Below are 14,727 nucleotides of genomic sequence, written 5' to 3' on the forward strand. Positions count from 1 at the left end.
GTGTCAGAGCCGTCGATCAGTGACGGAAGTGACGCATGCCGGTGAAGACCATGGCGATGCCGGCTTCGTTGGCGGCATCGATGACTTCCTGATCACGCATGGAGCCACCCGGCTGGATGACGGCCGTGATACCGGCCGCCGCCGCGGCGTCGATGCCGTCACGGAACGGGAAGAAGGCATCGGAGGCCATCACGGAGCCCGGCACTTCCAGCCCTTCATCGGCGGCCTTGATGCCGGCGATCTTGGCCGAATAGACGCGGCTCATCTGACCGGCGCCCACACCGATGGTCTGGCCATCCTTGATGTAGACGATGGCGTTGGACTTGACGAACTTGGCCACTTTCCAGGCGAAGATCAGGTCGTTGAGTTCCTGCTCGCTCGGCGCGCGCTCGGTGACGACCTTGAGTTCATCACGGCCGACCATGCCCTGATCGCGGTCCTGCACCAGCAGACCGCCGGTGACGCGCTTGAAGTCGTGACCGCCGGTACGCTCGGCCGCCCAGGCCTCCGCGACGTCGAGCAGACGCACGTTGGCCTTGGTGGCGACGATGGCAGCGGCTTCGTCGCTGATTCCCGGGGCGATGATCACCTCGACGAACTGGCGCGAGACGATGGCCTGCGCGGTCTCGGCGTCCAGCGGCACGTTGAAGGCGATGATGCCGCCGAAGGCGCTGGTCGGGTCGGTCTGATAGGCGCGCTCGTAGGCGGCCAGGGCAGACTCGCCGATGGCGACGCCACACGGGTTGGCGTGCTTGACGATGACACAGGCGGTCTCGTCGAAGGCCTTGACGCACTCGAAGGCGGCATCGGTATCGGCGACGTTGTTGTAGGACAACGCCTTGCCCTGGACCTGCACGGCCGTGGCGACGCTGGCCTCGGTGGCACCGTCCTCGACGTAGAAGGCCGCTTGCTGATGCGGGTTCTCGCCGTAACGCATGTCCTGCTTCTTGCTCAGGCTGACGTTGTACTGACGCGGCAGACCTTCACTGCCACCCTCGACCCGCTGACCCAGCCAGTTGGCGATGGCGCCGTCGTAGGCGGCGGTGTGCTCGAAGGCTGCCACGGCCAGGTCGAAGCGCGCCTCGTCGCTGACGGCATTGTCATTGGCATCCATCTCGGCGATCACGCGGTCGTAGTCGGCCGCGTTGACGACGATGGTGGTGTGCGCGTGGTTCTTGGCGCAGGAACGCACCATGGTCGGGCCGCCGATATCGATGTTCTCGATGGCGTCTTCCAGCGAGCAATCCGGGTTGGCCACGGTGGCGGCGAACGGATACAGGTTGACGATGACCATGTCGATGGGGTCGATGCCGTGCTCGGCCATCACCGCATCATCCTGACCGCGTCGACCGAGAATGCCGCCGTGGATCTTGGGATGCAGGGTCTTGACCCGGCCATCCATCATTTCCGGGAAGCCGGTGTGCTCGGAGACTTCGGTCACGGCCAGGCCGTTGTCCTTGAGCAGACGGAAGGTGCCGCCGGTAGACAGCAGGGCGACGCCACGGGCGTCGAGGGCACGGGCGAATTCGACGATGCCGGTCTTGTCGGAAACGCTCAGGAGGGCGCGACGGATGGCTTGGGGCTTGGCTTGCATGATGCTCCACTCGTGGATCAACAAAAAGACGCCGGGGCACCTGTGAGGATGCCCCGGCGGGGTCAGATCAGATCAAACTGCTTGAGCTTCTTGCGCAGCGTGCCTCGATTGAGGCCCAGCATATCGGCGGCGCGGGTCTGGTTGCCCTGGGCGTGGGCCATCACCGCTTCCAGCAGCGGCGCCTCGACCTCGGCCATCACCATGGCATGCAGGTCGGTGACCTGCTCGCCATCCAGGTGAGCGAAGTAGCGCGCCATGGAATGCTCGACGGCTTCGCGCAGGGTCTGATGGTGCCGAACGGGCGTCATCAGCGTGGCCTGGCTTGCGTCGTCAGGGGATAGAGGGTGCCTGCTGGTCATGCTGCGTGACTTCCTTGCGTCTCGGTGCGGGCGATGCCTTCCGGCTCGCCGAACAGGCGGGTCAGGAACTGGCGCTGTTCATCGGGCTCCTCGAGAGGATTGAAGCTGCGCTTCAACTCACTGCCATCCTCGCGGGTCGCCAGGTACCAGCCCACATGCTTGCGCGCGATGCGCACGCCCATGTAGTCACCGTAGAATTCATACAGGGCCTCGAGATGGGTGCGCATCACCTGGGCACGCTCCGCATCGCTCGGGCCGGAAGCTACCTGGCCAGTGGCCAGATAGTGATTGATCTCGCGGAAGATCCAGGGGTTGCCCTGGGCCGCACGGCCGACCATCACGGCATCGGCGCCCGTATAGTCAAGCACATGTCGCGCTTTCTCGCCGCTGTCGATATCGCCATTGGCGAAGACCGGAATCGAGACTGCCGCCTTCACCGCAGCGATGGTGTCGTATTCGGCCTCACCGGTATATTTCTGCTGACGGGTGCGACCATGCACGGAAAGCGCCTGGATGCCGGCACTCTCGGCCATGCGCGCGATGGTGATGGCGTTGCGTGTTTCCTCGCACCAGCCGGTGCGCATCTTCAGCGTGACCGGCACCTTCACGGCACGCACCACGGCCTCGAGAATCTCGCCGACCAGACGCTCATCGCGCATCAGGGCAGACCCGGCGGCCTTGTTGCAGACCTTCTTGGCCGGGCAGCCCATGTTGATGTCGATGATCTCGGCGCCCATCTCGGCGTTGAGTGCCGCGGCCTCGGCCAGCATCGCGGCATCGCCCCCGGCGATCTGCACGGCACGCGGGCCGGGTTCACCGGCATGATTCATGCGCGTGCGCGACTTGACGGTGTTCCACAGGCGCTTGTCACTGGTCACCATCTCCGAGACCACGAGCCCCGCGCCCAGCTCACGACATTGCTGTCGGAACGGGCGATCGGTGACGCCGGCCATCGGGGCCAGAATCACGCGATTGGGCAACTGGTGCACACCGATGCGCGGGAGCTCGGCGTGAAGGGATGTCTCGGTCATGGGGCTCGTGTCATGCAGTGGGGTGGCGCGCGATGCAGGCATCACGGGGGCGTCATGATACCTAGAGCGCCGCAGGGTTTGAAGGGCTATTTCATCCGTGGTGCGTTCCGGAGGTCTTCCTTTGCGCCGTGGATTCCCTGCGCTGCGGCACTCATGGTATCGCGTGGCTCAGCCCTCGAGCGGGCGCTGGCCGTTGAGGCGCACCCAGCCATCGCGCTCGGTGGGCTCTTCCATGATCAGGCCGGCCTCACGATAGGCCTCGAGCACGTCTCCCGCCTGGGGCGCGAGAATGCCGGAAAGCGCCAGGAGGCCACCCGGGGCCACACTGCCCGCGATCTGCGGGGCCAGCTCGACCAGCGGGCCGGCCAGGATGTTGGCGACCACGATCTGATAGCCCGCGTCCGGCAGGCGGTCCGGGTAGCACAGTGTCAGCCTGTCGCTGACCTCGTTGCGCTGGGCGTTGTCGCGGGAGGCCTGCAGGGCCTGGGGATCGATATCGGTGCCCATGGCATCCACCGCGCCGAGCTTGAGTGCGGCGATGGCCAGGATGCCGGAGCCGCAGCCGAAGTCCAGCACGCTGTGCCGGGCGAGCTTGCCCTCCACGGCCAGGCCATCGAGCCATTCCAGGCACAGGGCGGTGGTCGGGTGAGTGCCGGTGCCGAAGGCCAGGCCCGGGTCGAGCATCAGGTTGACGGCGTCCTGTTCCGGCGCGTCATGCCAGCTGGGCACGATCCACAGCCGCTGGCCCATCTTGAGCGGCTCGAAGCCGTCCATCCACTCACGTGTCCAGTCGCGGTCCTCGAGAATCTCGACCTCGATCTCCGGGCAGGGCTCATCGGGAATCAGTGCCGCCCAGCCGGCCTTGACCCGCTCGCGCATGGTCTCGATGCCTTCGGTGCCATCCCACAGGCCGGTAAGCACTGTCTCGCTCCACAGCGGCGTGCTGCCGAGATCCGGCTCGAACAGTGGCTGATCCTCGGCGTCCTGCAGGGTGATGGCGCAGGCACCTTCTTCCATCAGCAGATGCTCGAGAATCTCGGCGTGGTCGGGGGCGATACGCGCCTTGAGTTGCAGCCAGGACATGGTGGCTCCTGTCGAATAGGTAGGGAGTGAAGAGAATAGACGAAGCGGCAGTGGGGGCAGGGGCGCTCGGATGCCGGCATGACCCTGAGCGCACTCAAGGGCCCCTGCGCAAACGACAGAAGGGCGGCCGAGGCCACCCTTCTGTCATGTGTCGACCGATGCTGCCAGTCTCAAGCAGGGCAGATTACAGGCCCAGCTTCTTCTCCAGATAATGGATGTTGACGCCACCTTCCTGGAAGCCGGCATCACGCACCAGATCCTTCTGCAGGTCAGTGTTGGTCTTGATGCCTTCCACCAGCAGCTCATCGAGGGCATTGCGCATGCGCGTCAATGCGATCTCGCGGCTCTCGCCCCAGGTGATCAGCTTGCCGATCAGGGAGTCGTAGTGCGGCGGCACGGTGTAGCCGGAGTACAGGTGCGAGTCCATGCGCACGCCCAGACCGCCCGGCGCGTGATAGAGCTCGACCTTGCCCGGAGACGGCATGAAGGTGCGCGAGTCCTCGGCATTGATGCGGCATTCGAAGGCGTGGCCACGCAGCTTGACGTCTTCCTGCTTGATGGAGAGCGGCAGGCCGGAGGCGATGCGCAGCTGCTCCTTGACGATGTCGACGCCAGTGACCATCTCGGTCACCGGGTGCTCGACCTGAACGCGGGTGTTCATCTCGATGAAGTAGAACCCGCCGTTCTCGTACAGGAATTCGAAGGTGCCGGCGCCACGATAGCCGATCTCGATGCAGGCATCGGTGCACGACTTGAGGACCTTGGCACGGGCTTCCTCATCCAGCTGCGGTGCCGGCGCTTCTTCCAGCACCTTCTGGTGACGACGCTGCAGGGAGCAGTCGCGGTCATACAGGTGAATGGCGTTGCCCTGGCCATCGGCCAGCACCTGGACTTCGACGTGACGCGGGTTCTGGAGGAATTTCTCCATGTACACCGTGCCGTCGCCGAAGGCCGCGGCGGCTTCACCCTGGGTGATGCTCACCGAGGACAGCAGGCTGGCCTTGGAGTGCACCACGCGCATGCCGCGACCACCACCGCCAGCGGCGGCCTTGATGATCACCGGGTAGCCGATGCGCTCGGCGATGGCGAACATCTCGTCTTCATCCTGCGGCACCGGACCATCGGAGCCCGGTACGGTCGGGACGCCGGCCAGCTTCATCGCTTCGATGGCCGCGACCTTGTCACCCATCATGCGGATGGTGTCAGCGCGCGGGCCGATGAAGGCGAAGCCGGAGCGTTCGACCTGTTCGGCGAAGTTGGCATTTTCCGACAGGAAGCCGTAGCCCGGGTGGATGGCGTCGGCGTCCGTCACCTCGGCGGCTGCGATCAGCGCCGGGATGTGGAGATAGGATTTGGCAGAGGAGGCCGGGCCGATGCACACAGCTTCATCCGCCAGGCGGACGTGCATCAGGTCGCGGTCGGCCTTGGAGTGCACCGCTACCGTCTTGATGCCCAGTTCCTTGCAGGCGCGAAGGATGCGAAGGGCGATCTCGCCGCGGTTGGCAATCAGTACCTTGTCGAGCATGGTGACGTGTCCGTTGGGATCAGGAAATGACGATCATGGGCTGGTCGAATTCAACCGGCTCGCCGTCTTCGATCAGAATGGCTTCCACCACACCATCCTTGTCGGCTTCGATCTGGTTCATCATCTTCATGGCTTCGACGATGCAGACGGTATCACCTTTCTTGACGCTCTGGCCGACTTCGATGAAGGCCTTGGAGCCCGGTGCCGGAGAGCGATAGAAGGAGCCGACCATCGGCGAATTGATGGTGTGGCCCTGCGGTGCTGCCGGAGCGGCGGCTGCCGGTGCCTCGACGCTGCCGGCTGCCGGTGCAGCCTGCTGCTGCATTGGTTGCTGCTGCATCATCATCGGGGCCTGCATCATCGGCTGCTGGGCGAAGCCCTGCGGATGGCGGCTGATGCGAACGGACTCTTCGCCTTCCTGGATCTCGATTTCGCTGATGTTGGACTCTTCGAGCAGCTCGATCAGCTTCTTGACCTTGCGGATATCCATGAAATTCATCCCGATATAAAGGTGGCTGGAAATGGGGTGTGCAACCGAGACGTCACTGGTTGCGGGTGACAGCGATATTGGCTGTCCCGACCGATGGGCCGGTCAATCCTTGTCTCAGGCAGCTATGAGGCCTGCCGTGCCTGAAGGCTGCGCCGGGACTCTCCTGCTAGGCAAGATCGGCCAGGGCGGCATCAAGCGCCATGTCGTAACTTCGAGCGCCAAACCCCATGATCACGCCGCGTGCCACATCGGAAAGATAGGAATGATGGCGGAACGCCTCGCGGGCATGGGTATTGGACAGGTGCAGCTCGATGAAGGGCAGTGCGACCCCCAGCAGGGCATCGCGCAGCGCTACGCTGGTATGGGTAAAGGCCGCGGGATTGATCAGGATGATGGCGGTGCCATCCTCACGGGCCGCATGCACGCGATCTACCAGCACATGCTCGGCATTCGATTGCAGCCAGTCCAGCTGGTGGCCAGCCTGGCTGGCCCGTGTCTCCAGACGTGAGCGGATATCTTCCAGGGTGGTCGTGCCGTACACCTCGGGCTCGCGGGTGCCCAGCAGATTGAGGTTGGGGCCGTTGAGTACCAGGATGCGCGCCATGAAAGTCCTCTTGTCAGCGGAAGCAAGTGCGTGACTCGCTGAGCTGTTAACCCTGGGTGAAAATGCAAAGATACCGTCACTATCCGCGACGTTTACCTATTGAGCCTAGACTGTTGTCGCAGTGACGCGGATTCTGCCGAAATTCTCGAACGCTGTCCAGTTTGGCACCGAACCGGATTTCCTGCCGCTTTTATCCTGATTGCCACGCCGACTCTCCCGCGCTGCCATCCCGTCAACATCGCGACGTCATCTGCCGGTGTCCGGCATGGCTGACTCCCGACAGATCATGCACCCGCGGCAGTGCGATGGTGACGCAGCACCTCGTCGAGATGCTCGCCCAGCTGCTCGGCATCGACCTCTCCCTGAATCCGCGCTTCGGTCATTTCCTGTTGTCCTGCGAAGAACAGCAGGCTGGGCGGTCCGAAGAGGCCGAACGATGACAGCAGCTCACGGGTGGTGGCATCCGTCTGGGTGACATCGGCGCGAATCAGATGAAACTGTCGCAGCTGACTCGCGACGCGCGGAAAGACCTCGCGCTCCATCACCTTGCAGGAGATGCACCAGTCGGCGTAGTAATCGACGAAGACCGGCTGCCCGCGACGGTCAGCCAGTGCCAGCTCGCGCTTGAGGGCAGCCATGTCAGTGACGGTGGTGAAGTCCAGCGTCTGCTCGGTTGCCTGTCCCGAGGCAGTTCCGCCTCCGGTGAAGGGGGCCAATGGGCGTAGCGGATCGCTTGCGCCGCCGGCCACGCCCAGCAGGCTGATCATCCCCCAGCCGAGTGCCAGCAGCCCCAGTGCCTGACGGGCGCGGGCCCAGCCGTGGTTTGAGGAGCTGATCGCGCCGAGCGCCACCCCGGTGCCGATGGCCAATGCCGCCCAGCCCAGCACCGCCAGCGAGGCCGGCAGCAAGCGCTCTACCAGCCACAGCGCCACGCCCAGCAGCAGAATGCCGAAGGCCTGCTTGATGCCTTCCATCCAGCCGCCGGCCCTGGGCACGAGACTGGCGCCGAAGGTGCCGACCAGTACCAGCGGCACCCCCATGCCGAGCCCGAGCGCGAACAGCGCCAACCCGCCGCTGGTGGCATCGCCACTGGCGGAGAGATAGACCAGCGCACCGGCCAGAGGTGCCGAGACGCAGGGCGATACCACGAGTACCGATAACGCGCCTGCCAGCGCCAATCCCCCCGGGCCGGCATTCATCAGGCGCCCCTGCAGCGTGTCGAGGCGCAAATGCAGGCGGCCGGGCAGGCGCAGATTGAAGGCGCCGAACATGGCCAGCGCGAACAGCACGAACAGGGCGGCAAAGGGAATCAGCACGACGGGAGATTGCAGTTGGGCCTGCAGGTTGAGGCCGGCGCCGAACAGACCCATCAGCGTGCCGGCCGCGGCGTAGGTGAGCGCCATGCCCAGGGCGTAGCTTGACGACAGCAGCAAGGCGCGCGGGCGGCTGGGGCGCTGGCCGACGATGATCGAGCTGAGAATCGGGATCATCGGCAGCACGCAGGGCGTGAAGGTCAGCCCGAGGCCTGCCAGGAAGAACAGCCCGAGCAAGGTGACGAGGCCGGCGTCCGTGAACAATGCCCGAAAGCTGCCATCCGTCCCCGGGATGGCAGTGGGCTCGCCGGCACGATGTGCGCCAGTGTCGTCGGCAGCGCCGCTCTCCAGGGTGGCGGCATCAGGCCTCAGGTGGGCAAAGGCGTCGGGCGCACTCTGCTCACCGGCCTCGAGCGTGACGGTCTCGGGGGGATAGCAGAGGCCGGCGTCGGCACACCCTTGGAAGGTGATGGATATCGGTACCGGACCACTGATCGATGACGCCTCGTCCGGGGCATTCTGACGGTCTGCGGCTGTCAGAGGCAGGCGAATGACCAGTGGGTCATGGAAGACGTGCACGTCGCCCAGATAGGGGTCCTGCTTGAATTCGCCGGGGGGCAGGTCCGCGGCACCGAGCCGGAGATCGTCACGGGAGGTCGCGAAGTCGAATTGATGGCGATAGAGGTAATAGCCCTCGGCACTGGTGAAGCCGACATAGAGAGTGTCGCCTTCACGCCATGCGCGGGGCGTGAAGGCCTCGTTGACCGGCAGAAAGTCGCTGCTGGATGCCTGACTCGTGAACAGCCCGGTAGACGATTCGCTGCTGGAGGAGGTGGCCGGACTGCTGCCGAACAGCCCGGCATGGGCTGGCAGGGCGAAAGTGGTCAGGCTGAGGAGCAGCACAATGACCAGCAGCACCCCGGGGCGCATCGGTCGGGCGAGGGCGAGACTGGCGCGAATCTGGCGGGAGATCGCGTCATTTGCGGGAAACGGACGAAGCACGAAGGCATCCTTTTGCAGTGCCGGGAGAAGAAGCCGATCTTGCGAGTGCCTGTGCCCTCTGCGCGATCAGCTCGCTTGAGGTGTTCGTCACGGAAAGAGGGCCGGCAATGATGCCCACGATGATCACGGGTCGCGACTTGCACCAGGATGAATGCGCCACCATGTAGCGATGATCTCCCCCGGTTCTGACGTCGCGATGAGCGCGACTGGCACACGCAGGGACGCATGATAGGATAGGACGTACGTCATGAGTACCGGCGCTGGAGGCAACGCGGGTATCGACACCGGTTCACGGTCTTCTGACTCGTCTTTTTTCACACGGCTTTTTACAAGGCTTCATACAAGGAAGAACGCATGGCCCTATTCGGTAAAGGCAGCAAGCGTGGCGCGGGTCGCGACGTGCTGGAAACACCTCAGTATGGCTGGATCTGGAAACCACTGGTCGGGCTGTTCGTCATTTACCTGCTGGTCTGCGTTGGCCTTGGGATCTACTGGAGCAGCGAGCCGGACGAATTCAATGTCGACCAGGCCACGCGCACCGAACTGGCCCGCGTACATGGGCTGGCGGCACCCGTTGCCAGTGTCGATGGCGAGCAGCCGGCACCGGCCTTCGAGGTGCTGCCGACGGGCACGGCGACCGTCGCGACCCTGATGAAACTCAACGATACCCTGCTGCACAAGCCCGGTGGCTATCTGAAGAATGACGTGGCACCCCCGGGGCTGTGGCTGGACAACATGCCCAACTGGGAATATGGGGTACTGGTGCAGGTGCGCGACATGACGCGCGAGCTGCGCAAGGAATTCAGTCGTTCACAGTCTCAGTCCAGTGATGACAAGGCGCTGGGCAAGGCGGAATCGCTGCTGTTCATCGACGCCAATGCCTGGATGCTGCCGGAAGCCGAGCATGAATATGCCGATGCCAACCGCCAGCTGGGGGACTACCTCAAGCGTCTGAGCGATGATACCCAGAACAACGGCCAGTTCTATGCGCGCGCCGACAATCTGGTGGCCTGGCTGTCGGATGTCGAGAATCGTCTCGGTTCCCTGTCACAGCGACTGTCCGCGAGCGTCGGCAAGTCTCAGCTCAATCTGAGTCTGGCCGGTGACAAGAACGCGACCTCGGCCAAGAACACCCAGACGGAAGAAGAGATCAAGACGCCGTGGCTCGAGATCGACGATGTCTTCTATCAGGCGCGCGGCACCTCCTGGGCGTTGATTCATCTGCTCAAGGCGGTGCGTCATGACTTCCAGGGCGTTCTGGAAGACAAGAATGCCCTGACCTCCATCGACCAGATCATCCGTGAGCTGGAGTCGACCCAGACCGATATCGGCAGCCCGGTGATCCTCAACGGTTCCGGCTTCGGCTTCTTCGCCAATCACTCGCTGGTCATGGCCAACTACATCGCACGTGCCAATTCCGCGATCAGTGACCTGCGCAGCCTGCTCGAGAAGGGCTGAAGTCTGACGCGAGGCTGGCGGACCCTGACGGAGGTCATGTCCGCCAGCCTCGTCAGCCTGAGCTGGATCGGGCTGAGCCCAGAAAACGAAAAGCCCCCGTCAATGACGGGGGCTTTTTCATGAGCGGTCAGCAAATGAGGGTCAGTTGGCGACCGTCACGGGAAGGATCAGTCCTTCTGGTAGGCAGCTGCTGCCTTCTCGATCGCGGCACGCGCGGCATCAGCGCCGTCCCAGGAATCGATCTTGACCCACTTGCCCTTCTCGAGATCCTTGTAGTTCTCGAAGAAGTGCGCGATCTGCTGACGCAGCAGTTCCGGCAGATCAGTGACTTCCTGGACGTCGTCGTACAGGGAGGTCAGCTTCTGGTGCGGTACGCAGACCAGCTTGGCGTCTTCGCCAGCTTCGTCGCTCATGTTGAGCACGCCGACCGGACGCGCACGGATGACACTGCCCGGCGCGACCGGATACGGAGTCACGACCAGCGCGTCGAGGGCATCGCCATCGTCAGCCAGGGTGTTCGGGATGTAACCGTAGTTGGCCGGGTAGAACATCGGAGTGGCCATGAAACGATCCACCATGAGTGCATCGATGTCCTTGTCGATCTCGTACTTGATCGGCGCGTGATTGGCCGGAATCTCGATCGCTACGTAGACGTCGTTCGGCAATTCCTTGCCAGCGGGGATCTTGTCGAAACTCATTGTCGAGTCCTTGGGTTTGCGGGTTGAAGGCCTGCGGGTCAAAATTCCGCTGAATTATACGAACTGGCAGACCGTTTTGCCATTATGCCACGCTCGATCGCCTTGCGTTGCACCAACGAGTGGTGGCACTGCAGGCTGACTCGGGTAACACTTGGCAGCGCGCGAGCCCATGTGGAGGCCATCCATCGACACTCTGGCCGATGGTGTGCCCGTTGTTCAAGGATCGCCGCGCGACTCGCGGTGCCGTGCAGACACTGTGACGAGGCCTGTCGTGGCCGGCATGCACCAGCAGGGTCGTCACCGCAGGACAGACATGCAAGGAGACCGCCTTGGCGGATGCAGAGCTTTCACTCAGTTATGGTCAGGCCTTCGTGGCACCGGACCGCAAGCGCCACCGCAGCTCGATGTCGCTGGAAATTCCTGTCGAGCGTGGCCCGCTGGCGACCAAGGGCGGCTGTGCGTTGATCGCGGATACCACCAGCAAGAACGCCATCGCCAAGCAGGCGGGCGATCTGGCCGTGCGTGGCTTTCTGGCCGACTACTTCGCCACGCCCGACAACTGGAGCGTCAAGTATTCCGCGACTCGTGTGCTGCGAGCGCTGAACAGCTGGTGCTACAGCCAGAGTCGCTTCGTGCGTGGCGGCAGTTACGTCACCTCGATTTCCGCGGTCATCTTCCGTGGCCAGTCGGCGCATCTGTTCCATGCCGGCGATACCGTGGTGTTCCGTCTGCGTGGTGGCGAGTTCGAACAGATCTCGCGTGATCATGTCACGGACCTGGGCGGTTATCGCTATCCCTCACGGGCTCTGGGCATGGATGTCAGTCTCGACATCGATTACATCGAATTGCCGCTCAAGCAGGGCGACATCTTCCTGCTGACCACCCAGGCGGTGCGCGGCACCTTGCTGCCCTCGGACTTCGTGTCACTGATTCGTGACGATGTCTCGGATCTGGACGCCGCCAGCGAGCGTCTCGCGCATGCCGCGGCGGACCGTGCCGACGAACGTGGTTATACCGCGGATCAGTTCTGCTTCCAGCTGGTGCGTATCGATCGCCTGGCCAGTGCCAGCGAGGACACGCCGGGGCGCATCTATGGGGATCTGCCGGTGCCGCGCGAGCTGGAGCCGGGGGATCGCATCGATGGGCTGGAAGTGCTGGAGGTGATGTCACGCAGTGCGCGGGTGCGCGTCTACAAGGTCCGGGATCTCAAGAGCCGGCGCGTGATGGTAATGAAGGCGCCGAGTCCGGAGCTCTCGCTCAAGAACGCCTATCTCGAGCACTTCCTGCTCCAGCAGTGGGTGGTAGATCGCGTCAACTCGCCCTTCGTCGTCAAGGTGGTGGAACCCTCGCGCCCGCGGGATCACCTCTACTATCTGCTCGAGCATCTGGAGGCGCAGACGCTGACCGACTGGGCGCGCCAGCATCCCCAGGCCAATCTCGAGCAGCGCCTGGATATCGCCCGCCAGCTGGGCAAGGCGGTCCACGCACTCAATCGGCGTGAAGTGCTGCATCAGTTGATCCACCCCGACAACGTGATGATCGACCGTCACGGCAAGGTAGTGCTGGTGGACTTCGGGGCCTGTCATCTGCGCGAAGGGGATGGGCACGAGAGTGCCGGTCCCCTGGTGCGCCAGGTCGGGCTGACCGAGCACAGTGCGCCGGAATATGCGCTGGGGGCCGAGGTCAGTCGCCGCAGCGATCAGTACGGGCTGGCGTCGGTGATCTACTGGCTGCTGACCGGCATGCAGCCCTACGCTCAGTCGATGGATCAGCTGCGCACCCAGACGGACCTCGAGCTGCTGGAGTATCAGCCGGCACGCATGCGCAACCCGCAGGTTCCCCAGATGCTGGACGATGCCCTGAGGCGTGCGCTGGACCCTCAGCGCACCTTGCGCTTCCGACGTCTGTCGGAGCTGCTCTATGCACTGCGCCTGCCACAGCAGGACCCCGGCAAGGCCATCACGCCATCCGAGGCCATGCGCGAACCAGCCAATTTCTGGCAGGGCGTCGCCGGCATCCTGCTGTTGCTGCTGGTGCTGTCCTGGTTGCTCAAATAACCCTGCGTGTGTCGGTGGCGTGCGGTTGTCGAGAGCAGCCTCGCGTCATGAACGAGAAAGCCCCGCACAGTGATCTGTGCGGGGCTTTCTCATGGGTGCCGCAACGGCGTTGGCACAGCGCTGCCCGGGAAATGGGCAGCGCGATCGATCAGATCGAGAACGGCGTGAGCTTCTTCTCGACCTTGGCCAGCGTGAGGCGGGCGACCGCCGGCAGACCATTGACGAAGGGCGGGAAGTCCTCGCCCTGGATCAGCGGTGACAGGTACTGGCGGCAGGCGTCAGTGATGTAGAAGCCGTCTTCGCTGATGAACTCCAGCGGCATGAACTTCTCATGGTTGGCGATCTGCTCCAGCGGTGCCTCGATGATGTCCCAGGCGTAGTCAGCGCCATCGCCGAGGCGACGGATCGCCGGCATCACGGCGTTCTTGCCGGCCAGGGCCATTTCCACGGCAGCACGACCCGTGGCGTACGCCTGCTCGACGTCGGTCTTCGAGGCGATGTGGCGTGCCGCGCGCTGCAGATAATCGGCCACGGCCCAGTGATACTTGTAGCCGAGGTCCTGCTTGACCATGCCGGCCAGCGTCGGCGCCACGCCGCCCAGCTGACGGTGGCCGAAGGCATCGGTGTTGCCGGCATCGGCCAGGAAGGTGCCGTCTTCATAGCGGGCACCTTCGGAGACCACCACCACGCAGTAGCCGTGGTCCTTGACGCACTGGTCGACACGCGCCATGAAGTCCTTGCGGTGGAAGGCGACTTCCGGGAAGACCACGATGTGCGGCGGCTGAGTGGCATCTTCGCCAGCCAGGGCACCGGCGGCGGCGATCCAGCCAGCGTGACGTCCCATGACCTCAAGGATGAACACCTTGGTGGAAGTGGCGCACATGGAGGCGATGTCGAGGCCGGCCTCGCGGGTGGAGGTGGCGATGTACTTGGCCACGCTGCCGAAGCCCGGCGAGTTGTCGGTGATCGGCAGGTCGTTGTCCACGGTCTTGGGTACGTGGATGGCCTGGATCGGGTAGCCCATGGTCTCGGCCAGCTGGGAGACCTTCAGGCAGGTATCGGCGCTGTCGCCGCCACCGTTGTAGAAGAAGTAGCGGATATCGTGGGCCTTGAACACCTCGATCAGACGCTCGTACTGGGTACGGTGATCCTCGATGCTCTTGAGCTTGTAACGGCAGGAGCCGAAGGCACCGCCCGGGGTGTGGCGCAAGGCGGCGATGTTCTCGTCGCTTTCCTGGCTGACATCGATCAGATCTTCGGTCAGGGCGCCGATGATGCCGTTGTGACCGGCGTAGAGCTTGCCGATCTGGTCGCCGTGTTCACGCACGGCTTCGATCACGCCACAGGCGCTGGCATTGATGACGGCGGTAACGCCACCGGACTGGGCGTAGAAGGCATTGTGCTGGGGCATGGGCTTCTCGTCTCTGCTTCCTTGTCATGGTCTTGAACGGGCTGGCGCTTACCCGCCGCATCATATCCGAAAGACATGACCCCTGCACGACGCCCGGATGCC

At 63.9% G+C, this 14,727-nt stretch carries 12 protein-coding genes; 2 read left to right on the plus strand and 10 right to left on the minus strand.

From position 1 onward, the window contains the following. Positions 1–16 precede the first annotated feature (16 nt). The 8 genes from purH to dsbD all read right to left on the minus strand — a co-directional run bounded on the left by purH (position 17) and on the right by dsbD (position 9,001). Positions 17–1,594, minus strand: coding sequence for a bifunctional phosphoribosylaminoimidazolecarboxamide formyltransferase/IMP cyclohydrolase (gene purH, locus OW493_RS00820; protein ID WP_289862843.1), 1,578 nt, complete (start codon positions 1,592–1,594; stop codon positions 17–19). 62 nt (positions 1,595–1,656) lie between these two features. Further along, on the minus strand, positions 1,657–1,902 hold the full coding sequence (gene fis / locus OW493_RS00825) for a DNA-binding transcriptional regulator Fis (RefSeq protein ID WP_225348107.1): 246 nt from the start codon (positions 1,900–1,902) through the stop codon (positions 1,657–1,659). Positions 1,903–1,949: 47 nt separating this feature from the next. Further along, complete coding sequence (gene dusB / locus OW493_RS00830; protein WP_077373125.1) at positions 1,950–2,984, minus strand: tRNA dihydrouridine synthase DusB; 1,035 nt, start codon at positions 2,982–2,984, stop codon at positions 1,950–1,952. Between the two features lie 168 nt (positions 2,985–3,152). Beyond that, the gene (gene prmA / locus OW493_RS00835; RefSeq protein WP_077371862.1) at positions 3,153–4,067 is read right to left on the minus strand and encodes a 50S ribosomal protein L11 methyltransferase; all 915 of its coding nucleotides are present in this window, start codon (positions 4,065–4,067) and stop codon (positions 3,153–3,155) included. Positions 4,068–4,251: 184 nt separating this feature from the next. Beyond that, the gene (gene accC, locus OW493_RS00840; protein WP_077371866.1) at positions 4,252–5,592 is read right to left on the minus strand and encodes an acetyl-CoA carboxylase biotin carboxylase subunit; all 1,341 of its coding nucleotides are present in this window, start codon (positions 5,590–5,592) and stop codon (positions 4,252–4,254) included. Positions 5,593–5,611: 19 nt separating this feature from the next. Beyond that, the gene (accB, locus tag OW493_RS00845; RefSeq protein WP_077371869.1) at positions 5,612–6,082 is read right to left on the minus strand and encodes an acetyl-CoA carboxylase biotin carboxyl carrier protein; all 471 of its coding nucleotides are present in this window, start codon (positions 6,080–6,082) and stop codon (positions 5,612–5,614) included. A 166-nt stretch (positions 6,083–6,248) separates the two neighbouring features. After that, positions 6,249–6,686 (minus strand): type II 3-dehydroquinate dehydratase, encoded by a 438-nt coding sequence (aroQ, locus tag OW493_RS00850; RefSeq protein ID WP_077371872.1) that lies wholly within the window; start codon positions 6,684–6,686, stop codon positions 6,249–6,251. Between the two features lie 284 nt (positions 6,687–6,970). After that, entirely contained in the window at positions 6,971–9,001 is a 2,031-nt protein-coding gene (gene dsbD, locus OW493_RS00855; RefSeq protein WP_289862849.1) for a protein-disulfide reductase DsbD, read from the minus strand. Positions 9,002–9,355: 354 nt separating this feature from the next. Here dsbD and OW493_RS00860 point away from each other — a divergent pair, with 354 nt between their 5' ends. Then, positions 9,356–10,459 (plus strand): DUF2333 family protein, encoded by a 1,104-nt coding sequence (locus OW493_RS00860; protein WP_289862850.1) that lies wholly within the window; start codon positions 9,356–9,358, stop codon positions 10,457–10,459. A 167-nt stretch (positions 10,460–10,626) separates the two neighbouring features. On the opposite strand, the gene ppa is transcribed toward OW493_RS00860, so the two are convergent. Beyond that, entirely contained in the window at positions 10,627–11,157 is a 531-nt protein-coding gene (gene ppa / locus OW493_RS00865) for an inorganic diphosphatase (protein ID WP_043331979.1), read from the minus strand. A gap of 329 nt (positions 11,158–11,486) precedes the next feature. Here ppa and OW493_RS00870 point away from each other — a divergent pair, with 329 nt between their 5' ends. Continuing rightward, positions 11,487–13,214: a bifunctional protein-serine/threonine kinase/phosphatase gene (locus tag OW493_RS00870; RefSeq protein WP_077371878.1), complete on the plus strand. Its 1,728-nt coding sequence runs from the start codon at positions 11,487–11,489 to the stop codon at positions 13,212–13,214. 148 nt (positions 13,215–13,362) lie between these two features. Here the strand turns inward: OW493_RS00870 and OW493_RS00875 are convergent, their stop codons facing one another. Continuing rightward, positions 13,363–14,625 carry a 6-phosphofructokinase gene (locus tag OW493_RS00875; protein WP_077371881.1) on the minus strand — a complete coding sequence of 421 codons (1,263 nt, stop codon included), beginning with the start codon at positions 14,623–14,625 and terminating at the stop codon, positions 13,363–13,365. Positions 14,626–14,727: the final 102 nt, after the last annotated feature.

It is taken from the genome of Cobetia sp. 14N.309.X.WAT.E.A4, assembly GCF_030397495.1.
GTDB lineage: Bacteria > Pseudomonadota > Gammaproteobacteria > Pseudomonadales > Halomonadaceae > Cobetia > Cobetia marina.